Annotated in this window: 21 protein-coding genes and 1 pseudogene; 8 read left to right on the top strand and 14 right to left on the bottom strand. The window is 54.0% G+C overall.

Features of this window, described 5'->3' with window-relative positions; all coding sequences use genetic code 11:
• The first annotated feature begins 358 nt into the window (after positions 1-358).
• Positions 359-2,401 (top strand): hypothetical protein, encoded by a 2,043-nt coding sequence (locus tag KTE_RS40615; RefSeq protein ID WP_201392072.1) that lies wholly within the window; start codon positions 359-361, stop codon positions 2,399-2,401.
• A gap of 139 nt (positions 2,402-2,540) precedes the next feature.
• On the opposite strand, the gene KTE_RS40610 is transcribed toward KTE_RS40615, so the two are convergent.
• From KTE_RS40610 to KTE_RS48455, 5 genes are all read right to left on the bottom strand, one after another.
• Entirely contained in the window at positions 2,541-2,846 is a 306-nt protein-coding gene (locus tag KTE_RS40610; RefSeq protein WP_201392070.1) for a hypothetical protein, read from the bottom strand.
• 360 nt (positions 2,847-3,206) lie between these two features.
• Entirely contained in the window at positions 3,207-3,884 is a 678-nt protein-coding gene (locus tag KTE_RS40605) for a hypothetical protein (protein ID WP_201392068.1), read from the bottom strand.
• On the bottom strand, positions 3,862-4,218 hold the full coding sequence (locus KTE_RS40600) for a hypothetical protein (RefSeq protein ID WP_201392066.1): 357 nt from the start codon (positions 4,216-4,218) through the stop codon (positions 3,862-3,864). The genes KTE_RS40605 and KTE_RS40600 overlap by 23 nt, the downstream gene beginning before the upstream one ends.
• Before the next feature lie 202 nt (positions 4,219-4,420).
• A complete protein-coding gene (locus tag KTE_RS40595; protein WP_236600959.1) occupies positions 4,421-5,401 on the bottom strand; it encodes a transposase in 981 nt (326 codons plus the stop codon).
• Positions 5,367-5,753: a hypothetical protein gene (locus KTE_RS48455; RefSeq protein WP_236600958.1), complete on the bottom strand. Its 387-nt coding sequence runs from the start codon at positions 5,751-5,753 to the stop codon at positions 5,367-5,369. Before KTE_RS48455 ends, KTE_RS40595 begins: the two co-directional genes overlap by 35 nt.
• A 683-nt stretch (positions 5,754-6,436) precedes the next feature.
• Here KTE_RS48455 and KTE_RS40590 point away from each other — a divergent pair.
• The 4 genes from KTE_RS40590 to KTE_RS40575 all read left to right on the top strand — a co-directional run bounded on the left by KTE_RS40590 (position 6,437) and on the right by KTE_RS40575 (position 13,016).
• Complete coding sequence (locus tag KTE_RS40590; protein WP_201392064.1) at positions 6,437-7,456, top strand: PHB depolymerase family esterase; 1,020 nt, start codon at positions 6,437-6,439, stop codon at positions 7,454-7,456.
• Between the two features lie 185 nt (positions 7,457-7,641).
• The gene (locus KTE_RS40585) at positions 7,642-9,921 is read left to right on the top strand and encodes a PHB depolymerase family esterase (protein ID WP_201392061.1); all 2,280 of its coding nucleotides are present in this window, start codon (positions 7,642-7,644) and stop codon (positions 9,919-9,921) included.
• A 288-nt stretch (positions 9,922-10,209) separates the two neighbouring features.
• Positions 10,210-11,853: an MFS transporter gene (locus KTE_RS40580; protein ID WP_201392059.1), complete on the top strand. Its 1,644-nt coding sequence runs from the start codon at positions 10,210-10,212 to the stop codon at positions 11,851-11,853.
• Positions 11,854-12,086: 233 nt separating this feature from the next.
• Positions 12,087-13,016 (top strand): hypothetical protein, encoded by a 930-nt coding sequence (locus KTE_RS40575; protein ID WP_201392058.1) that lies wholly within the window; start codon positions 12,087-12,089, stop codon positions 13,014-13,016.
• Between the two features lie 597 nt (positions 13,017-13,613).
• Here the strand turns inward: KTE_RS40575 and KTE_RS40570 are convergent.
• Both KTE_RS40570 and KTE_RS40565 read right to left on the bottom strand, forming a co-directional pair.
• Entirely contained in the window at positions 13,614-14,156 is a 543-nt protein-coding gene (locus tag KTE_RS40570; RefSeq protein WP_201392056.1) for a hypothetical protein, read from the bottom strand.
• A 298-nt stretch (positions 14,157-14,454) separates the two neighbouring features.
• Positions 14,455-15,153, bottom strand: a complete 699-nt coding sequence (locus KTE_RS40565) for a hypothetical protein (RefSeq protein WP_201392054.1) — start codon at positions 15,151-15,153, stop codon at positions 14,455-14,457.
• Between the two features lie 230 nt (positions 15,154-15,383).
• On the opposite strand from KTE_RS40565, the gene KTE_RS40560 reads away from it, so the two are divergent.
• The 3 genes from KTE_RS40560 to KTE_RS40550 are packed head-to-tail and all read left to right on the top strand — an operon-like array spanning position 15,384 to position 17,464.
• Positions 15,384-16,589: a Mu transposase C-terminal domain-containing protein gene (locus KTE_RS40560; protein ID WP_201392051.1), complete on the top strand. Its 1,206-nt coding sequence runs from the start codon at positions 15,384-15,386 to the stop codon at positions 16,587-16,589.
• Positions 16,582-17,241: a hypothetical protein gene (locus tag KTE_RS40555; protein ID WP_201392049.1), complete on the top strand. Its 660-nt coding sequence runs from the start codon at positions 16,582-16,584 to the stop codon at positions 17,239-17,241. The genes KTE_RS40560 and KTE_RS40555 overlap by 8 nt, the downstream gene beginning before the upstream one ends.
• Positions 17,165-17,464, top strand: coding sequence for a hypothetical protein (locus tag KTE_RS40550; RefSeq protein ID WP_201392047.1), 300 nt, complete (start codon positions 17,165-17,167; stop codon positions 17,462-17,464). The genes KTE_RS40555 and KTE_RS40550 overlap by 77 nt, the downstream gene beginning before the upstream one ends.
• 224 nt (positions 17,465-17,688) lie before the next feature.
• On the opposite strand, the gene KTE_RS40545 is transcribed toward KTE_RS40550, so the two are convergent.
• The 7 genes and pseudogenes from KTE_RS40545 to KTE_RS40515 form a co-directional block, all read right to left on the bottom strand.
• Positions 17,689-18,453, bottom strand: coding sequence for an SDR family oxidoreductase (locus KTE_RS40545; protein WP_201392046.1), 765 nt, complete (start codon positions 18,451-18,453; stop codon positions 17,689-17,691).
• A gap of 259 nt (positions 18,454-18,712) precedes the next feature.
• Positions 18,713-18,790, bottom strand: a pseudogene (locus KTE_RS50265) (hypothetical protein); the annotation flags it as partial.
• 2 nt (positions 18,791-18,792) lie between these two features.
• Positions 18,793-18,969 carry a hypothetical protein gene (locus KTE_RS50260; RefSeq protein WP_201392044.1) on the bottom strand — a complete coding sequence of 59 codons (177 nt, stop codon included), beginning with the start codon at positions 18,967-18,969 and terminating at the stop codon, positions 18,793-18,795.
• A 4-nt stretch (positions 18,970-18,973) separates the two neighbouring features.
• Complete coding sequence (locus KTE_RS40530; protein WP_201392042.1) at positions 18,974-19,468, bottom strand: redoxin domain-containing protein; 495 nt, start codon at positions 19,466-19,468, stop codon at positions 18,974-18,976.
• Between the two features lie 70 nt (positions 19,469-19,538).
• A complete protein-coding gene (gene trxB, locus KTE_RS40525; protein WP_201392040.1) occupies positions 19,539-20,474 on the bottom strand; it encodes a thioredoxin-disulfide reductase in 936 nt (311 codons plus the stop codon).
• A gap of 92 nt (positions 20,475-20,566) precedes the next feature.
• The gene (locus KTE_RS40520; protein ID WP_201392038.1) at positions 20,567-21,328 is read right to left on the bottom strand and encodes an SDR family NAD(P)-dependent oxidoreductase; all 762 of its coding nucleotides are present in this window, start codon (positions 21,326-21,328) and stop codon (positions 20,567-20,569) included.
• The gene (locus tag KTE_RS40515; protein ID WP_201392036.1) at positions 21,325-21,963 is read right to left on the bottom strand and encodes a TetR/AcrR family transcriptional regulator; all 639 of its coding nucleotides are present in this window, start codon (positions 21,961-21,963) and stop codon (positions 21,325-21,327) included. Before KTE_RS40515 ends, KTE_RS40520 begins: the two co-directional genes overlap by 4 nt.
• Positions 21,964-22,334: the final 371 nt, after the last annotated feature.

Here is a 22,334-nt window from a genome sequence, read left to right as displayed (position 1 = left end):
GTAAAACAACTCTTCCTGCGATTCTCTCATCGTCCTATTCTTTCCAAACTTGCGGGCTCAATCTTTCTGCTCAAACACAGAAGCGTTCTATTCCTCCTCAATGAGCATGCCTTCTATTCGAGTGTACTCCCCCGGACAAAAAGAGCAATGCGAACGGCCGATCTGGCAAGAGAGACAATTGGCCTATCTTTTGGCTCTTGTAAATCACGGGCCCACGACATACGCAACAAGGTGGCATAGCAAGGCTCGAAGGGGGTAAATCGTCTAAAAACTGGCAAAAGACACCAGAAATGTGTCTTCTTTCTAGAGAAAAACCGTTAAATATCCCTTTTCTCTAGAAAGAAGACACAGCAAAAGTATGACACATCCTCCCGTTCATGTCCAAATAGCTCCCACCTCCGTTCCATCCACCCCCTCGTGGCTGGGCGAAGTGGCGGTCGTGGCTTATGTGTTCACGCAGTTGGGCCTTCTCAAAGCCATTGAGGAGCGGGTGCGCTTTGCGCGTGCTCGCATGGGGAACTACGAAGTGATTGATTTTCTCGTGATGCTCATCGGCTACGCAGTGAGCGGAGAACCAACCATCCTGGCGTTTTCGGAGCGAGTTGCTCCGTTTGCAGAAGCGTTCATGGCGCTTTTTGGCAGAGCAAACTTGCCTCATCCTGCGACCCTCTCTCGCTTTCTTGCAGCCCTTGATCAACCAGCAGTGGAAGCGCTGCGAACGCTCTTTGAGGAAGATCTCGTGGCACGATCTCCGTTTGGTTCTCCACCTGGAGGCGTGTGGGACCGTCTGGGAAACCATTGGACCGTGATGGATGTTGATGGAACCAGGCAGGTAGCCAGACAACGTGCGCTTCCGCAGGCACCGGAGTTGCCTGCCTCTCATCGCCGCTTTGACGCTGTTTGTGCTCCAGGCTATCAAGGCCGCAAGCGTGGAGAAGTCGTGCGGACGCGAACCACCATTTTGCAAGCCCATACCCATCAGTGGCTTGGGACCTTTGGCAATGCAGGCAATGGGGATTACAGGGGGGAATTGCTGCGTGCGCGAGAGGTAGTTACGGCGTATGCCGCAGCGCTCAACCTGCCCCTCTCCCACGTCTTGCTCCGGCTGGACGGCTTGTACGGCAATGCCGCCCCTTTTGCCGATCTCCTCGCCCGGCAGGGGCCGGGGGTTGTTGTACGTGGGAAGGACTACCATCTGCTGGATCTGCCTGCCGTCCAGGCCCGTTTACGACAGCCGCCAGATCAGCAGACGAGACACCCTGAATCAGGGACCTGCCGTGCGCTCTTTGATTGCCTCAATATCGCACTCACTGCGACGGGACCAGTGGTACGTATGGTTTTGGCTGCTTATCCAGTGAGCGCCTCCCCACCTCCCATTGGTGAGACGCGCAACGGGATGGTCTACGAGCAATTCTTCACCACAGTCCCACCCAATGCATTCACTCCCGCAGATGTGCTTGATCTCTACTTACATCGAGGGTCCTTTGAGACGGTGCTTGCCGACGAAGACTTGGAGCAAAACCCGGATCGCTGGGTTTCTCATACTCCCTGCGGACAAGAGGTCTGGCAAATCGTCAGCCAATGGCTCTGGAATATGCGATTGGAGTTCGGGCAGCACCTGTCTCCTACCACCATGCGCTTGACAGATTTGTCCTATTCTCAGATGAGTGAGCCTGCTCAAGCTACCGAGCCTGCTCAAGCTACCGAGCCTGCTCAAACTACCGAACCTGCTCAAACTACCGAGCCCGTCTTGTATGGACCTCCCGAGTGGGCACGCCGATCCTACACCAAAGGATTTGCCGGGGCAGATTTTTCTCTGCAGCCAGATGGAACCTTGCGCTGTCCGGCAGATCGCCCCTTGTACGCGCAAGAGCGAAGACTGGAACCAAATGGCTCTCTGCGCGTGCTGTATGCTGCTCGTTTGTGCCATTGCCGCCCTTGCCCTCTGCGTGTACAGTGTCAAGAAAGCGGCACCACCACGATCAAACCGCGACGGGTGAGCGCTGTGTTCCGACGACTCTCTCCCACCGCCTTCTCGCCCGATACACCCGCACCTGATCAGCCTCCACACGAAGAGCACGCTCCCGACGAACCCGCACCTTCTCATCCCGTCCTTTGGGGAGATTGGCTGCGTTGTCAGATACGGCGACGATGGTTCCATTTGCTTCGCATGCAAACCGTTCTGCTCGCCTTTGGCCCAGTTCAGCACGTCGCCATAGTGGGTTCTGAGCCACAAGATGTGCAAACCAGAGCCCATCGCGCACATTGGCGGCTCAGTTGGAGTCAACGTCTCGCTCGCAATGCTCGCCCACCCACCGCCTCTCCACTTGAGGTTACCATTCATGGTCTCCCAGTGGCGTTTGCCCAGTCTTTCGACTTTGATGTGCTGACTGCCGCATAAACGCTCGGGTACGTCGCTTGCTTCTTTTTTCTGGATATCTTCTTGCTTGGTCTCTCTTTCATATCCATCAACGTCTATCTATCGCCATTTCCACTCCACTTTTCCGTTCTTCCCGCTCACAGAAATGTCCTCAATCTTCTCATTGTTTGCTTGCTTCCATCTCGTTGCGTATATCGTGGGTGAGCATGGATTCCAAGACAATCTGGACTTCAATCTCGTGCTGCCTGGCGCGAACTTCCGCCTCTCGCTCGCGTTGCTCCTGATCTGCTACGCGGGTGCGCAGGGCAGCCAACTCCCTCCGCTTTTGTCCCGGAACCAGATGGAGTACTTGTGCCAGCCCGCGCTCTAACGTCCTCCAGAGAGCCAGTGCGACCCTGTGGGCTGCATGCTGGCAGAACAGAACCATGGTGATCATCCGAGGGCCAATTGGGTCCATGTCGGGCATTTTGTTCCCTTCAGACAGGCTATCGAAAGCCTGTACGACAACTCGCGCCCGCCTTGCCTGCGGGATACACAAGGCATTTGGCAACAATTGCTTCCAAATTGGGCGGGATTCATGCGCCTTGCTCCAATGCTGAACAGTGGTTACGAGGAAACATCCTCACATTGGGATGAGCCAGGCGCGCTTGACTCTGCTCTGCTCTTCTTGCAATCAGTGCCGTTCCTTTGCGCGTTACGACCATTTTGCCTCTGTCTTATTTTACGGGTAGCCTAGCGTTCGGTCAAGTACACCGTTTCGGGGGGTGATGCAAAAACCTCCATTTTCTTTGGCATGAACTCTCTCCTCCTCTGTCAGGTGTTTGGGCTACTGAGCTATGACTAAACCGAGTTCTACTGCTGTCTCGATAACAGCATCAAACACATCCCATCCTTCTCGCTGCTGTTTGCGCTCACTGCCCTCAAAGAGAGCATCTGCCAGATACTGTAAGAGGGTTTTTGAGGAGTCCCAACGCAGAAACTGTGGGTCCAGATCATAGAGCCGCACTCGATCCAGACTGTCAGCATCTTTAAAAACGGCTAACTCAGTCATCATGGTTGGTGCCCAGCTATCGGGAGGTACATGCCAGGTATTGAGATACATGACCCTCTCCAGAGTAGGTGCAGGGAGACGATGCTTGAAGACCCGTTGCACCCAGGCTGCGGCTCTCTCTCCATGGGGAAAATCCGTGCCGTCCGCAAGGCGCTGGGTGTCATGTGTTGCCGCAGCCCACCGTAATGCCTCTTGATCCAAACTCACCCCCTCTTTGATGAGCAGCCGTGCGAGGATCTCTTGCCAGATCAGGACTCTGGCTTCATGAGAGATTCCGTGGATATTTCCACTCTCGTCAGGTCTCAAAAACCAGTGACGAAGCGGCCGATAGGGCTCAAAAAACGATCTTGAGGGAAGATTGTCTTCCAGGAGTCGCCTGACTTCTGCTCCTGCTTCTTCTGGTGAGACGATCACGCCCTCCTGAAACCGCTCAAGATGTTCCTGGTTCGCCATACTCTTTCCTCTCTTTGTCACGTTCACTCATCAGACCAACCGATCTTCCGTCTTTTCTGCAACACATATTCATTGGAGGAAGATCGGTGCTCATAGCGTCCATACCTGCTTTCTCAAAATTTCTGTCGCCATGCTCTCTCCTCCCAAGAAATGAGAACAAACTTGCATCCGATTCTCCGAGAGCAGCGGGCACCAGAGGAGTTTTCTCCTCCAACTTCGCCCGCACCAGGAATAGGAGAAGTATCTTAGGAGAATCTCCGTTCAGGCTATGAAGGATGTCACAAAAGGCTCCTTGAGAGACCACTTGTTGCAGCAAACCAACGATTTTTGACACGCACCGCACAGCTTTAGTCGGCCACAGTTCCCTGGACCACTTCTGGCCCTTCATTAGTGACCTGTCAATGAAACAGCACTGGATGGGAAAGGAGGGCCACTTTCTCAAAGTTTAGAGGGAAAACAGAAGGCTTTTATCAGTCTTGCCAATCCTTAACGGGGATTTTTGGGGGTAAAAATGTCGCGACCCCATACGCACCAACTTAAGGACTAAGGGCCCAGTTGGTCGAGCGGCGCTGGAGAAGCTGGGCGGAATTGGGATGCTTTCTGCGTTTGTTCATTTGACATCCTGAACGCATACGACGTTGGATGCTTTGGAGGGCAGCACCAAATGAGTGGTTGCCAGCCAGCGCTTCGAGGAGAGAACAGGCGGTATCACGGACGACCTGTGCCAGTTTGACCAAACTACGCTGCTCATCGTGCCAGGCAAACAGGAGAATGAGCCAGTGTTGCAGCAGCAGTCCAATGAGCTTCGCATACAGTTCACAGAGGATTCGCCATTGATTGGTCGTTTGCCATTCATCAATCTGTCCGTATTGCTTCCATAACTTGTAGAGTATCTCCATTTGCCATCGTTCCCGCATGAGCACAAGGGCTTCCTGCAAACTGAGCAGGTGAGCAGGAACATCGGTCAGCAGAATGGTCCAATCTGCGAGCTCCCAGGCTCTCTGCCGGATTGGTTGGTTTCGCCGCAGAGCCTCCGCTTCCAAATCAGCGCGTCGCCGCTGTGCCACTTCTTCGGGAACCCGGATGATGAGTAGACGCATCAGATAGCGGTGCTGATCTCCTACCCGGACCCAGAGCTCTTTGGTCTGTCCCACCCGCTGCGGAAGCAAGGGATCCAACTGCAATGGCTTGCCCTCTGGGGTCCAATACATAGTTCTGGCTTGGGCACGGGTGAGCGTGTAACTGCCTGCCGCTCGTCGAGTTGCAATGCTTCCCCAATCCAGGTATCCCAGGTCCGCGATATATAAACTCCCAGCAGGCAGTGGTTCCTCTTTGAGGGGACTCGAGCGATCACTGGTACGCCCGTGCGTGAGCTTTGGCCCTTGCAGATTTCCTCGTTTTACCTCCCAGCGCACATGGAGCTTGACCGCTGCATGACCTTCTCCAGGGGCTCCACCGCAGCCTTGCCAACAGGTCGCGAGCTCATGCGGGCAGCGCGACAGTACTGCTGTCTTCAAGCACAATGGCCTCAAATCGGCTTACCAACTCCAAAGGCACTTCCCGATCCGCCTCCACGATCACGCTGGTCATCTCTTCTAAAATGGCATGCAGGAACTGAGCGCAGGCGGGGGTGAAGCGTTTGTGGATCGCTGTATCTGTCACCTCGACCTCTCGCAACGTCGCGACCGATGCCAACGTCTCTAGACTCGCATCGGGATGGCTCAGCCAGCCAAAGACCAGTGTTTGCAGCAGATCTGCTCCGCTGAATTTTCTCTGTCGTTGAATACAGCCCGTCTCATGGGCCAATAGGTTCGCTCTCTCTTCCAGGATGTGTTTCAGGCATTGTTCCACATGTGATACACTCATCATGGCATTGGCTCCTTCTGAAAATGATATCTCAATGGTCTTTGATATCATCGCAGATGGAGCTTCTTTTTGCCTCTTCCTTGCTTAAGTTGGTGCGTATGGGGTAAAAATGTCGCGACCCCGAATAGTGAAAAGAGCAATAAGTTTGCCAGAGAGGACATTCTAGATGGCCCACTACATCCCAAAAATAAAAACAGAGCAGAGGGCATATTTCTTGGTCCCCGTGCTCTGTTTTATAGAAACTGCACAAGCAAGCAGGTCACGCAACCTACCAGTGTGCATCACACCCGAGAAGAGAAAGCAACTAGTGCTTCAGGCCTCTCTTCTGGGAGGTGCGCAACAATGTGCTGCTTGTGCAGCGACTAGGTTCATACATTATTCACACCACCTCCTTTCGTTGTTAGTAGTTTATCATCCCAATATATAATTGTCAACCCAGCAAACAGGCAATTTTCCTCTGCGAAAGAGAAATCACTATTTTCTAATCTTTTCTCTGCTATACCCTCACATGTGTATCTTGACAAAGAGCTTTTCTATCTGTTATATGATAAGTGATTCACTTGTCATGTTTGCTTCATGAATATCGTTTGTTGTATTGTTCGTGGGATAGCTCAACCGATCTTTTCCTCAGGGCGGATACTGCCCGGCGATCAGGCACAGAGGAGTGTCTGAAGGAGGTAACACGGATGTTTCATTATGCAAAGATCACAAAGATCATGGTTGGCCTTGTAGTGCTTAGCTTCAGTCTCTTACTTCCCCTCTCTACAGGCACGGCCCATGCCAGTGGAGGCATATGGCACCTCTACACCTACTCCAACGCCTTTCAAGGCAGCCGCAACTACTATGTCTATACTCCAGCTAACTATCAGCCAGGCACTTCAGTTCCTATGATTGTCATGCTGCATGGCTGCACGCAGACGTCACAGGATTTCGCGGCGGGAACCCAGATGAACCAGCTGGCAGACCAGCACCAGTTTATCGTCGTCTATCCGCAGGAGCAATACATCAATAACGCCTCGCTCTGCTGGAACTGGTTCCTCTCCGTCAATCAATACCGCAATAGTGGCGAGGCTGGGATTATTGGCGGCATCACGCAGGCTGTGGAGCAAGATACCAGCGATTGGAGAATTGATACTCATCACGTCTATCTCGCTGGCATGTCGGCGGGCGCGGCTATGGCCTCCAATATGGGCGCGACCTATCCTGACCTCTATGCGGCCATCGGCATCCATTCCGGGCTTGAGTACCAGGCCACCACCAATGCCTATGGCGCGGCCTACGCTCAACTCTACGGTGGACCCAATCCAACCAGCCAGGGGGATGCTGCCTACAATACTATGGGCAACTACGCCCACGTGGTCCCCGTCATTGTCTTCCATGGCACCGCTGATACCGTCGTTAACCCCATCAATGGCAATCAGGCTGTTCAACAATGGATGCGGACAGACTACGACGCCTCCGGCGGCTCTTACAACGCCAGCTTCTCCTCTCCCTCCAGTACCACTAATGGCCAGGTCTCCGGCGGTCACTCCTACACCATCCGGCGCTGGAACAACTCCAGCGGGCAGGAGATCGAAGAGTACTGGACCATCAATGGCATGAGCCATGCCTGGTCGGGCGGCAGTAGTTCTGGCTCCTATACCGATCCCGCTGGCCCCAGCGCTACCCAGGCTATGTATACCTTCTTCATGAGCCACTCCCGATAAGTCAGGCAACACACTTGTCGTAGGGTCCATGCTGGCATGGACTCATGCGCCGGGTGGTCGCTTCGCTCGCAGTCCATGCCAGCATGGACCCTACAGACCTGATGAACAATTCGTTAAACAGAGCCTACCAATTCTGTCACTCCAGATTAGTAGGCTCCCACAAGACCCTTAAGGGGATACATGTCATGTCCAGATTATGCAGATACACCGCCGTCCTGGTTCTACTTATGCTTGGCCTAGCCCCCTTCACTCCTCATGCTCACGCCAGTAGTGGAACCTTCCAGCAGTATACCTATAATGGCTCCGCCGGTAGCCGCCCTTATTATGTTTACACACCCGCGAATTACCAGGCAGGCACAACCGTCCCGCTCATCGTGATGCTGCATGGCTGCACGCAAAATCCTACCGATTTCGCCAATGGCACACAGATGAACGCCCTGGCGGACCAGAAACAATTTATCGTTGTCTATCCCCAGCAAACGAGCAGTTATAACTCAAGCGATTGCTGGAATTGGTTCCAGACAGCCGATCAGGCGCGGGGAAGCGGTGAACCAGCGATTATTGCCGGGATTGTTCAGACAGTTGAACAGGCTACCTCTCAGTGGAGCATCGATCCTAATCGCGTCTATGTCGCGGGAATGTCTGCCGGCGCGGCCATGAGCGTCATTATGGGAGCGACCTATCCCGATATCTTCGCCTCTATCGGCGTCGAGTCTGGACTTGAATACCAGGCCGCCACCTCGCTTACCGCCGCCTCGACCGCGCAAACTCAGGGAGGTCCCAATCCAACCCAGCAAGGGCAGGCGGCCTATAACGCCATGGGGAGCGTCGCGCGCGTCGTGCCTACCATCGTCTTCCACGGCACCAGCGACTATACCGTCTATCCCGTCAACGGCGATCAGATTGTGCAGCAATGGATGCAGACTGACCACCTGGCCTCTAACAATACGTATAATGCGAGCTTTAATAGCCCCTCAACCTCGACCAACGGCCAGGTCTCTGGTGGTCGCTCCTATACCGTCCAGACCTGGAACGACACCAATGGCAATGAGGTCCAGGAGTACTGGAAGATCAATAGCATGGGTCATGCCTGGTCGGGTGGGAGCAGCAGTGGCTCCTATACTGATCCCCAAGGACCCAGCGCGACCCAGGCCATGTATACCTTCTTCATGAATCATCCCCAAGGACAGGCCCCAACGGTAAGCATCTCGCCAGCGGGTGGCACCTATAACGGTTCCGTACAGGTCACGCTCACAGCCAGCCCTACCAGCGCGACGATCTACTATACCACCAATGGCTCAACACCTACTACCAGTTCAACTACCTACAGTGGTCCGCTGACCTTCACACAAACAACCACGCTGAAGGCCATCGCCGTTGCTAGCGGACGCACAAGCACCGTGACCACTCAGACTTATACCATCAATGCCACAGGCCCAACCATTACCGCCTCGCCCTCGGGCAGCACCTTTGGTGGCCCCGTGTCGGTCAGTCTAAGCTCGAACGAGAGCAATACAACCATTCACTACACCACTGACGGCTCGACGCCTACTGCTTCGTCCGCCACCTATAGCGCGCCACTCCGCCTTACGCAAACCACGACCCTCAAATACTTTGGCGTGGATGCCAGCAACAATACAAGCACAGTCCAGAGCCAGGTCTATACCATAACCGCTATTCAGGTCACAGCCAGCCCGCCAGCAGGAACCTATAGTGGTCCCCAGAGCGTCGTGCTCAGCTTGAATATGCCCGGCACGATCTACTATACCTCTGATGGCTCGACCCCGACCACTAACTCGACACAGTACAGTGGACCGATCAAGGTTACAAGCTCAGAGACACTCAAGTTCTTCGGCAAGGACCAGGTAGGCAATAGCGGTCCTGTGCAATCCCAGGCCTATACGATCAATGTACCGCCGACGCATACCATTAGCCTCAAATCTATCGCCACTGAAGATGGCTACATTTATCCCAATGATGGCATTCCCGTCGGATCGCTAGCCTATCTCCAGGCCGGCTCAACGCCCTTGAACCAGGCGGAGATAAGCATTCTATCCTTCGATACGAGCCAGATCCCGGCTGGCTCAACCATTGTCAGTGCTACCGTGACGTTGTACCGCTACGATCCCTACTACTACCTGGGCGATCTTGGCTCCATCAGCCTGGATATCTCGCCCACTGGTGGCTTTAACAACAATAACGCCCTGGAGCAGGCTGACTACAACGCCACGTCGGGCCAGACAAACATTGGCTACTTTAATGTCGTACCCACGCAAACGAATCAGGCAACCACAGATACTCTCAGCCAGAGCGCCTTAGCATATATCAACCTCAATGGGCATACGCAGTTCCGCGTCCATTTCCAGTTGCCCACCAGCAACAACAACCAGTCAGACGTAATGGATTTTTACAGCGGCGATTCAGGAGGTGCCTATGTCCCGGTCCTGAGTGTACAGTACCAATAGCGACTGAGTAGTGTGTTTACCGCCCATGTTGTAGGGTCCATACCTGCATGAGCCCCGCCCATGCAGGTGCCTCCTGCATAGACGGCGAGCCCTTATCTTGACGCCAATGGGTCCATGCCAGCATGGACCCTACACTTACGCGGCTACTTCCCCCTGCTAGATGATACAATGAGGGCATAGATGCAGTCTGATAGCTATACCAGCGTTGCGTCAGAATTATTTTTGCGTATCACTACGAAATTTATATAGAAGGATACAAATATTTTGCCAGGGGAACGAGAAGAACTCATGCCAAACTTTATGAAAGCACCATGTGACGAAGGTGTAATCCGTTCTGCTCCCAGAACACAGCCCTGCACGCCCAATGTTGGCGTATGGGTTCTTGTCGCCACCATCCTCGGATCAAGCATGGCCTTTATCGATGGCTCCGTTGTCAACGTAGCGTTACCCTTTATCCAGAAAGAGCTAAACGCTACCGCCAGCGATGTACAGTGGATTGTCGAGGCCTATTCGCTTTTCCTCGCCTCTCTCATCCTTGTGGGTGGCTCGCTGGGCGACCGCTTTGGACGACGGCGCATCTTCGGCCTGGGCATTACCATCTTTATCCTGGCCTCGCTCTGGTGCGGCCTGGCCCCCAACGTGCCGCAATTAATCCTCGCACGCGCCATTCAGGGCATCGGGAGCGCGTTACTCGTGCCCGGAAGCCTGGCTATTATCAGCGCGTCATTTAGCGATGAGCAGCGTGGGCGCGCCATAGGCACCTGGTCCGGCTTTACGGCCATTACCTCAGTTGTGGGTCCGGTTCTCGGGGGACTCTTTATTGAGTACGCCACCTGGCGCTGGATCTTCTTCCTCAATGTTCCCCTGGCAGTGATCGTGCTGATTGTGCTCTTCTGGCGTGTTCCAGAGAGTCGCGACGAGAGCGCCACAGGGCGACTGGACTGGTGGGGTACATTCCTGGTCACCTTCGGGCTGGGAGCGCTTGTCTACGGACTGATCGAGGCTGGCTCGCTCGGCCTGGGCAATATTACGGTACTGGGTATGCTGGCAGTTGGCATTGTGCTCCTCTGCGCCTTCCTGCTGGTCGAGGCACGCAGCGCAAGCCCGATGGTTCCGCTCACGCTCTTCCACTCGCCCACCTTTAGCGGTACCAATATCCTTACCTTCTTGCTCTATGGCGCCCTGGGCGTCCTGACCTTTTACTTGCCCTTCAATCTGATTCAGGTGCAGGGCTATCCGGCTGTCTTCGCGGGCGCGGCCATGGTCCCCTTTGTCCTGATGCTCTTCATCTTCTCACGCTGGACCGGCGCCCTGGTCAATCGCTTTGGCGCGAAACTGCCGCTGGTCGTGGGACCCACGATCACCGGTCTTGGCTTTATCCTCTTCTCCCTGCCAGGCGTTGGGAGTGGGGCCGCAAGCTACTGGACTACCTTCTTCCCCGCCGTCATCGCTATGGGAGCGGGCATGACTATCACCGTCGCGCCCCTGACCACCGCTGTCATGGGTTCCGTTGATTCGCGTCACTCCGGTGTCGCCTCTGGCATTAATAACGCCGTTTCGCGCACTGCTGGCCTACTAGCCATCGCGATCCTTGGCCTCGTGGTCCTGGCCGTCTTCAACAGTAACCTGGATCAGCACCTGGCAACACTTCACCTCTCGCCCACGGTACAAGCAGCGATTGACGTCCAGCGCTCCAAACTGGCGGGCATCAGCATCCCCACAGAGGTAAGTGGCGCGAACCAGGCCGTTCTCAAGCGTGCCATCAATGAATCCTTCCTGAGCAGTTTCCGCCTGGTCGCCTGGGTCTGCGCGGGCCTGGCCTTCGCCAGCGCGCTCAGCGCCCTGCTCCTGGTGGAAGGCAAGCCTGTACCTCAAAAGCAGGAGGCAGACGCCTCCGCCCAGCCAGCGCCAGGTGCGGCTCAAGAAGCCTGATTTGCACCTGATCTTTCCCCATCCATGCTTGATGCAATGGTGACAAGCAGAGGGTGCTCGTTCAGCGAAATATTCATGCCATTGGCAATAATTCTCCTATACATGATGCGTGTTGGGAAGCTTGACGTTTCCCTGAATACGCCGTTAGAATAGCAGAGAAACGACACCTCTCAATAACAAGGATCGCCTTGCTCTTAAGGCGCGACAAGCGAAGATCAGAAAGAGAAATGGCTATGTTACCCTATGTCGGAAACGGCGAGTATTGTTTTTCCAACAGTCTGCATATGAGCCTCCTCGGAAGCGGAGCCCCCCCTGAGAGTCTGCCCTCACCCTCTTTTCTCGAATGTCTCACCACCATCCCATTCGGGAACACCTACCTGAAAGATGCTGAGCTCTTCTTTTTCTGTGGCCCCAACCCCGATTTCGGGCGAACGCGTGTGATAGAGATTATGGGCTGGACATGTCAGGTGGAATATGGCGGCACGGAAGAGGTCGCGCTTGGGCGCCTGCGGGCGGCGGCTCAACATGCTCCGGTACTAATCGGTCCCCTGAATATGGGCTACCTCACCTACAATCCCACGGCTCCTTCATTGGACGGCGTGGATCACTTTATCGTCGTACTGAGCGCAGAAGAAGATCATGTCGTCGTTCACGATCCGAAAGGGTTTCCTTGTACAATCCTGCCATTTGAGGATCTGCTCAAAGCCTGGCGCGCGGAGCGAATTGCGTATCGGACGGAGTCCTACACTCAACGCTCAGCCTTCCGACCCGTCCAGCCAGCCAGCCGCCAAGAGATGATCGAGCGGGTCGTGCCAGACATTGGTGCAAAGCTGCGTCAAGAACGCTGGGAGCCAGGGATGGTTGGCGGCGTTGCGGCCTTGCGCATGCTCGCGCACACGCTACGCGCGCAGGTCCCCACTCATCTCGCCAACCACCTGCTCTATTATGCCCTGCCCCTTGCAGTCAGGCATAAGGTAGATGCTCAGGCGTTCTTGAGAGAGGGACACCTGTCTGAAGCAGCAGACCTGCTCGAACAGCAGGCTCGCCTCCTTGGACAAGCCCAGTATGCTGGGGTGCAGCACACCTGGTCATCGGTTGCCACCTTGATCGAGCAGGTTGCCACGATAGAGGAGCGCCTGATATCTGTCTCTCGGTCCAGGTAAAGCCTGGCATCTTTTACTCGAAGCCATTCACTTTTCCAACTCATATAAATGTTCGTGATTTGCCTGAAGGGGCTCTGTATGGGAGTTTTGGGAGTTTGCCGTTCAATGGCCCTGACTCATAAGTTGGCTCCATGTGGTAAAAAGCACGAAAGTGACCAAGACCCCTAAAATCTGACCGCTCTTCGTCTTATTTACCATTCACCCTTGATGTGGATGAGGCGTGATGCGGTGGTGGCATATCTGGTGAAAGAGCTTTGCCCTGCCTGTGACCACCCAACTCTGGTTCGTACGAGTGCGCCAGTGCACATGTGGCCACGACTCTTTGGTTTCCCAAAATATACCTGCCAAACCTGTGGTCAGCGTAGCCATAGGGATGGTAGTACTCTCAGGATGGACAGCCTCCAAGAATTGTAGCGCTTTTTTGAGAACTGCATTCGTTGCGTCTCGTGCTAAAGATATCATCCATGGAAGCCTTGTTATTCACACATGTTGTTGGCGGTAGAACCAGCCCTTATAGCGCCTGCCGTAAGGGCTGGTTCTAGCACTCGGCTGGGAATAGCGTTCTTTCAACTCATAGAAGCACTTGCAACGAGTAGATTATTCAATGATCTTTCCTGTATGAAGGGAAAGGAGAAATGGTCCTCGTCCAAGTGGATCGTAACAAGGGGGACATTCAGCTAGGACGAGAATGCGATCATCTTGGACGGAAGAGATACTCACTCCATCCATGCTTACCTCTTCTGAATACCAGAGAAGCTGAGTATCACGATCAAAACACAAAACCTTGCCTATGGAAGTGGCAAGCAAGTACTCACCGGCTGGATAGAGGGTACAAAAATAGACGATGTTCCAGAAAATCTGCTGAGAAGGCTTCTCCAGTGAGAGAAAATAGATGTAGCTTCCGAAGCCAACGACGAGCCATTGGTGCCAGATTCGAGCATCAGCAAAATACGATTGACTTCCATACAAACAGAGGAGGAGATATGGCTCTTCCTCAAGATACGGTTCTTCCTTATAGGAAACGGTACAGTAGAAATTTGGCGTCCCAAGGCCCTTTGGGACATCTCCCAGACGCAATGGTTCCATAGTGGTCCATGGTCTCTCTATCGTTCGCCTGATCGCTACCTGATACTCTCTCATGAAGATCCTCCCCTTGAAGAAATGTCTGGCATGATAGCAACATTCTCGGCATTTGACAATCTTTTGTTTGCGTTATATCCAGCCCTTATAGCACCTCCTCACATGGTAATAAGCGCGTAGAGTTAGCAGGTTTTGAGCCCAAGAGTGAGCGATCGGCGCGAAGCGTGAGCAGCACAACCATTAGCCGTTTGAGAAGCCGCTCCATATCGAGGATATCAGCATGAAATGTTGTAAATAAATCGCTCGCGATCGGCACTCCGCTGCCCTTGTCGTCTACATATTTTCATGCAGTCGGTTACTATGCGATACTTAATGAGCCTGAGAGAGTGTGAAAACTCCTGAGTTGAGCCATTGTTTCTTTGCAATGCCTCAACCATGAGAAGAGTTTCGTCAATCTGAAATGAGTGAGAGGTTTTGTCCGTTGTGTGTAACCGGCTTTCATCCCTTCAATGAAGGCATCAATGGACTCTGGATCGACATGGCTCTTCAAACCGAGTAAGCAGTCTTTGATGATCTGATGGAGAAAGATCTCGTCAGTGTCGGGGGGAGCCTTCCGAAGTCGTGCGCCACTGCTGTATCCAAGTTGCCTCCATTCCTCAGACGTACGCTCATCATGTTCTGGAGCAAAGAAAGAGAGATTCCCCCACTTGTCGGGCTCATCGAATTCTCGCGTACTTTCATCGATAGCATAAAGAGATGCTGCCACATATCCCTGCGATTTTCTCCCTCGCAGCACAAAGAGCTTCTCTGGATCTTGCAAGGTCACATCTGAAATGGTGGTCATGAGCTCGACTTGTTCTGGGCTTGTTGCTTCAATGCTTAAATCTGAGAGGCCAGTGGGAAGGCTCATCCAAGCCACAGGCTTAAAGAGTATATCAATCCGTGTTGAGATACCTCGCTCTTTGTCTTTCACACTACGCGGGATCAGTTGACGATGAGAGATGGTATACTTCCAGACGGTAAAGATCCGACCAGGAAAATATATCGGCGGTGCCATGATATCTCCTTGCTTTCATAGAGATGGTCTCAGTTTCCGTTGTTCTTCAGCCGACCACATCCCAGTCCGTTTCCCCTGACCCATCATTAGCCGGTATTGGGAGTAGTCGTTTTGTGTCTGTCTGAGACGTGAACCACAGGACTCTATCATGTAGTTTCAGGGTGCGTGTTGCGGCACCACTGGGACATTCCACAAGCGTCACGCCACTCTCCAGAAAACGCTTGAGATTGATGGAAACCGCTCCAGTTCTCTGTCACATGCCTGCTATCCATCGCCAGGTCTGCACCATTGCCGAAGAACGAGGATGGAAACCGCCCAGCTACGACCGCGTACGCCATATCATCAAAAACCTTGATCCCGCCCTTGTGACCCTCGCCCACCAGGGAGCTGCTGCCTACCGCGAGGAATTTGATTTACTCTACCGCCGAGAAGCTACCCATGCCAACGCCATGTGGCAGGCAGATCATACTCCATTAGACGTGTGGCTTTTGGACGAAGCAGGCAAACCGGCCAAGCCCTACCTGACGGCGATTGAAGACGATTACAGCCGTTTGATCGTCGGATATCGGCTCAGCTTCCAAGTAGCCACAGCGCTCACGACGGCATTAACTCTCCGACAAGCTATCTGGCGCAAAGACGATCCCCGCTGGTCGGCCTGTGGCATTCCCAGCGTCTTCTACACTGATCATGGTTCTGACTTCACCAGCAAGCACATGGAGCAAGTGGCGGCAGATATCGGCATGGAGTTGGTCTTTTCCGAAAAAGGCGTGCCTCGCGGGCGCGGCAAGATCGAACGCTTCTTCCGCAGCGTCGATCAGCTCTTTCTCCAAGATGTGCCTGGCTATGCCCCAAAGGGCTACGTAGAGACCGAGGCAACCATGACGTTACCAGCCTTTGAGCAACGCTTTCGGACCTGGTTGCTGGAAGACTATCATCACCGGGTCCAGAGCGAAACGGAGTGCCAGCCCAAGGATCGCTGGGAAAAAGGCGGCTTTGTGCCTCGGATGCCTGCTTCCCTGGAGCAACTCGACCTTTTGCTCTTAACCGTCGCAAAGACACGGCGGGTCCAGCAAGATGGGATTCATTTTCAGAGCCATCGCTATATGGACATCAACTTGGCGGCCTTTGTGAAGGAAGAGGTTTTGATACGATACGACCCTGCCGATATGGGTGAGGTGCATGTGTTCTACCAGGATCGCTTCCTCTGCCGCGCCATCTGTGCCGAACTTAGCGACCGAAAAGTGTCGTTGCGCGAGATCGAAAAGGCAAGGTCCGAGCGCCGCAAGCAGGTTCGAGCAGGACTGAGTACGCGAGCGGCTCTGGTTGATCGATATGTGGAGATACACCATGCCCCACCACCTGCACCAAAAACGGTGGTGGCAGAACCTGCGCCGGTCGAAGCGCGGCCACGACTCAAGAGGTATATCAATGACTAACCAGGATGGGAGGAATCCTCAAAGCTTTGTGGCGACGAAAAGCTCTCGTCGTTTCGGTGAGATGTGCGATGCCTGTCGGCGTGCTCGTGTGGTCGGCTTGGGATACGGTCCTCCTGGTACAGGCAAAACCGAGTCCGCCAAACAGTATGCCCAATGGAGCCGGTTCAAACCGTTCTTGCCAGAATCCTTGATCACCTTTACGGGACGGAGTTCGATGGATGGGATGTATCCCTACAGGCCGTTTACCTTCGCTTCTGCTCCTCTGGAAGCTTCCATCCAAGAGTGCCGAACGGTCTTCTATACCCCTCCGGTCTCTGCCTCGGTCGCACGCCTCGAAAAAGAGGTGCTCACGTTGTTTGCGGCGTTTTCCTATCTCGTGGAGGCAGCCAATCAGCGCCACCAGGGCACAGAAGAGTTCCTGGTTACACGTCGCTTTTCGCATCTAATTGAGCTGTTGATCGTCGATGAAACGAATAGGCGTCAAGGACGCGGGATTGGAGCTCATTCGGAACCTAGCGGATCGAGGGGAGTTCGGCCTGGTGTTACTCGGTATGCCTGGTTTGGAAAAACGGCTGATGCGCGCCCCACAACTCTATTCACGGGTCGGCTTCGCTCACGAGATGGAACCGCTCTCCGACGACGAGACGCGTGATTTTCTGGAAAAGCGCTGGAGTCATTGGGTCAAGGCGACTTCCGATGATTTCACGGACAAAGAAGCGGTTGCTGCGATTCTGCGTATTACCAGAGGAAATATTCGCTTAATCGAACGCCTCATGTTACAAGTGGAGCATGTATTAGTCGCCAAGCAGATTCAGATCGTGACGAAAGAAGTGGTGGAGACCGCACGTCAGAATCTCATCATTGGGCCGGGTTGAACAGAAACCCATTGATAGGTCGTCTCAAAATCGTTCGTTTCTTGCTATAAACAGATGAGTTTCACTTATGATAGGAGAGATACTCCCTCAAGAGTTTCGAGGACATGCTGCGGAGCGAGCATCCCTTGCAAGGTGGGGCAGGAGGTAGCAGTTTCCATGCTGATCTGTCGAGTCTGCCCCTACGAGCGATGCTCATTCCGTGGAGGATAGGCAAACAGCCGCCTTCACTCTTGACCGAGAGGTGTCAGAGTTGAGACTGGCGCCAGCCATTCCTCATGCATATAGACCTCTTCAGGCTCTTGCTCGGCTGCCCAGAGGATCTTTTCGGCCACCTGCTCTGGATTATCCGCTCCATCAGGTTGCCCTTGTCCCATCCCGGCCAGACGTGCAGCGGGGTCGCCTAGCACATGCTGCCCAAAGTTGGTCGTAGTTTGACCGGGGTAGACGACGACCAACCGAATGTTCTTCGGGGCTAGCTCGACCCGCGCGATTTCGGAGAGTTTGTTGAGTGCTGCTTTGGTTGAGGCATAGCCCCCATTTCCAGGTAATCGGAAGGCTGAAACCATCGAGCTGATATTGATGATGAGTCCTCCCTTGATCTTACGCATCATGGGGATCACCGCCTGCATCATCAGAAGCGGACCCACCACGTTCAGTGCAAAAACGTGCTGATAGATCTGGCTGTCGAGATCGGCAATAGCGCCCGAGATGCCCTGCCCGGCGTTATTGATGAGCAGATCAACTCGCCCGTAGGTTTGCACAATGGCGTTCACGACGCTTCGAATGGCTTCTGCATCGCGAAGATCGGCAGGGAACGCCCGAACCTCTAACCCTTGAGCTTGCCACTCGGCCTCGATGTGCTGGAGTGTTTCGGCAGAGCGCGCAACCAGCGCTACTTTGGCACCTCTCTGTGCAAAAAGCCTGGCTGTGGCAAGACCGATGCCTTGAGAAGCTCCGGTAATCATGACCACTTTCTCTCGAATATTCATTGTGATATCCTTTCTTCTCCAGGTTCTTCTGTTTCTTGCCTATCAGCCCGATGTGATAGGTCATGATGAGTTCTTCAACTCGCTCTGGCACATGGACGGTATCATAGCGCTGTTCCAGGGCCGCGATCTGCTCAAAGGCGCCCTTGTGAAGGAGATCGGCCAGCTCGACAAAGAACTGCTCCAGGCCCGCAGGAGCCATAATCTCGATCACTCTGGCTCGCTGTTTTTCCTCATTCCAGAAGGAATGCACGATGCTCCGCGGTTTGACGATGGTGTCCCCTGCACGCTCCCGGATAATCTGATCGCCAATCAGCAGGCCGATGCAGCCTTCCAGCACGATCACATACTCATCGGTTGATGTGTGCAGATGAAGGGAGAGAGACGGCCAGGATCCAGAATGGTTTCGATCAGCGAAAACGCCCCATTGGTCTCTCTTCCGGACAACTTCACGGTGATGTCTGCCCCGCCTAAGTGGAGCGACGACTTCTCGTCTGGATGATGATCTGAAATGAACATCTCTCTACTTCTGCACCTTGCGTATCTCAGCGAGCAGTTCGCCGGGATTGAAGGAGGCATTGGGATTGGTCGAGTGCTCGATGTAGCGAACAATCCCGGTTTTGTCGATCAGCACCGTCGCGCTGCGCTGGACGTAGAGTACCGCCAGCATTCCCTTACGCAAGCCGTATTGGTGATAGACGCTCCGCTGGGCATCCGCGAGCACAGGGATGCGCAAGCGCAGCTTGCGCGCATAGTTGGCTGCGTCAGCAGGCGTTCCACTACCGATGATGAGGACCTCTGTATCCAGTGCCTTGAGTTCATCTGCTATTTTCGAGAGATTTGAAGCATGGCGCTGGCATTGCGGGCATGAATATTCGCGAATGAAGAAGAGCACGACGTTTTCTTTGTTACGAAAATCAGCGAGATGCACGCTGCCAGTCGTTGCTTCCAGCGTAAAATCTGGCGCGGCGGCCCCGATCTCAATGGGCTTTTCGAGTGTCTGAGAAGAATCTGCCATAGTGAGAACCTCTTTCTTGGAATGTGTGATCTAGGGTCAACAATAAAACAGACAAAAGACAAAAAAGAAACTACACAAGCGCCTTTGCCGGCAAATCGGCGAGGAAACGCGCTGCCTCCATTGCAGCGCGGCAACCGTCGCCAGCGGCGGTAATGGCCTGGCGATAGCGTGGATCAGCGACATCGCCAGCGGCAAACACGCCAGGTACGCTTGTGCGTGTCGAGATGTCGGCACGAATGTAGCCAGCAGGATCGAGATCGAGTTGGCCACGAAACAGCGCAGTGTTTGGCTCATGCCCGATGTAGATAAACACCCCATCGGTTGGCAAAAACTCTTCCTGCCCACTGTGGAGATCCATGAGGCGGACGCCCGTTACTACTTCGTCGCCCTCAATGGAACGAACCGTCGTGTTGAAGAGGAAGCGCATTTTGGGATTGGCCAGCGCACGCTCTTGCAGGATGGGATCGGCCCGAAGTTCATTCCGTCGATGAACAAGAACCAGCTCAGAGACGTAGCGTGTAAGGAAAAGCCCTTCATCCAGGGCACTATTGCCCCCACCAATGGCGACCAAGCGCTTGCCTTCGAAGGCGATTCCGTCACAATTGGCGCAATAATGTACGCCGCGATTGGTAAACTCCTCCTCGCCCGGAATGCCTAACTTGCGTGGACTGGCCCCTATCGCGATGATCAGGGTCTGTGCTGCGATCTGCTCGCCCTCGCTTGTCGTCAGGCGGAATGGCTGCCGCGAGAGATCGACACGGGTAATCATCGTTTCGAGGAAACGAGCCCCGAAGCGCGCGGCCTGCTCTTCCATGCGGAGCGCCAGTTCGACCCCACCGACCTCTTCTGGGAAGCCAGGAAAATTTTCGACCGAGTCGGTCGTCGCGAGCAGCCCGCCTGGCAGTTCACCGCGCACAAGCAACGGATTGAGTTTGGAACGTCCGGCGTAGAGGGCAGCCGTCAATCCTGCCGGGCCTGAGCCGATAATGACCACGTGATTCTCCATGAGTGATTCCTTTTCCTCCTGTGAGGCGGAAGTAACTCGTCTCGAGAGGATATAATGAGCAAGTGGTCATAAGATTTGAAATGAGCACTCACTCATTCCCTCGCAAAAAAAAGCATCAGTCCATGGCCATCCCGCCACTGACAGGCAGACAACTGCCCGTTATGAAGCCGCTCTCCTGGCTGGCCAGGAACACAATGACGCGCGATATCTTCTGGTGAGGCCTGGCGTCGCAGGGGCCTCTGAGCGATGATTTGCTGACGCAAGGATGCAGGAACCTGGAGACTTAGATCGGTTTCGACCATGCCAGGGGCAACCGCGTTGGCAGTAATCCCATCTGCTCCGAACTCTTGGGCGGCATATTTCGTGAAGGCAATCAACGCAGCCTTGCCTGTGCTGATCGCACTGGCTCCTGGAAAACCAGGGTGCTTGCCGAGGTTACTGGCTGTGAATACCAGGCGTCCCCAGTGTTTCTCCCTCATAGCCGGGATAACAGCCTTGGTCAAGGTGAAAGCTGCCTTGAGTTTGTCGGCAACTGGTTGAAGAAACTCTTCCCAGTTCATTGTGAGCAGTGACCTGGGGCGGGCATTTGCCGGAGCATTACTCACCAGGATATCAATGGAGCCATAGGCTGCGTGGGTCTGTTCAACCAGTACTTCATCACGCACATCCGCCTGGAGAGCCAGCGCCTCACCACCTGTAGCTTGAATAGCAGCGACAAGCTGCCCGGCTGCCTGAGTATTGCGCTGATAGGCGACGACAACCCGTGCGCCTTGTTCGGCCAGCAGCCGTGCGGCAGCAGCACCAATACCACGTCCACCACCTGCAACAAGTGCAACTTTCTTTGTTACTGTCATATTCGTTCTCCTCTCCACACATCAGACGAAAGTCGAGTCGTGGTAGCAGTCGAGAAGCCCTGCATCGCGGCTTTCACCAGATCAGCGACCAGGTCCTGTTCGGACGTTGCCAAGGGTTCGCTGCCAAGGAAACTGCGCATGTAGGCGTACTGGAGGCAGGGGCCAATTAAGAGTAGCGCTGCTGCCTGCGCATCGATCTGTTTGCTGATGCGCCCAAAGCGCTGTTCGGCCTGGATATATGCGGTGACGCGGGCGATGATACGCTGCGGCCCGGTATCGAGTTCGTGCATTTTGGCGCGATAGCGTTCGAGCAAACTATGGTCTGCAAAGAAAGCCGAGGCCAGAGGGATGACATGCAGATAATATGTAATAGCTGCATGAGCAATACGAGTCAAATTGTCCTGTACCTCACCCTCTCCCACACGTGAGAGCTGTTTTTCAAGGACCGCCACGAAATTGGGCAGAGGAGCGATTAAGGCGCTCATAAACAATTCTTCTTTATTGGCAAAATGGGTATACAGTGTTCCCTCGGCACAATGGGCGGCCCGGGCAATTTCGCGTGTTGTGGCGCCCATTAATCCCCTGGCGTTGATCACCTGGGCGGTGGCTTCGATAAGTTGTTGACGGGTATTCATTGCACTGTCCTTCCTCTTGACACAATGAGTGATCACTCACATGTATTATAATGAGTGATCACTCATTGTGTCAAGAGGGAAACCTGGGAAAGAATGAGGGTGTCCAACATCTCTCTCGGAAATGTGCATGAAGATTTGCCAGAAGAAAAAATCTTGAGCTTGAGAAGGAGAGAGAAAATATCTCATTATCGACCGTTTTTTAACCCTTTCTGCTCTGCTTTTCCTGCACAGGAATCTATCACCTTCGCGAGCGTGAGCCTTCTCGTTAAGGAGTCTCAAAAAATGTGCCATAATCAAAGTGTCAATTTCTGCACGATGAGATGAGTAAGAGACACTAAAGGCAGAGTTTTCATGAGGATCGGATATATTCG

The sequence above is a fragment of the Ktedonobacter sp. SOSP1-85 genome (assembly GCF_016587415.1).
Classification (GTDB): domain Bacteria; phylum Chloroflexota; class Ktedonobacteria; order Ktedonobacterales; family Ktedonobacteraceae; genus Ktedonobacter.
Note: the sequence above shows the minus strand (reverse complement) of the source record. Positions and strands in the feature narration are given on the sequence as shown.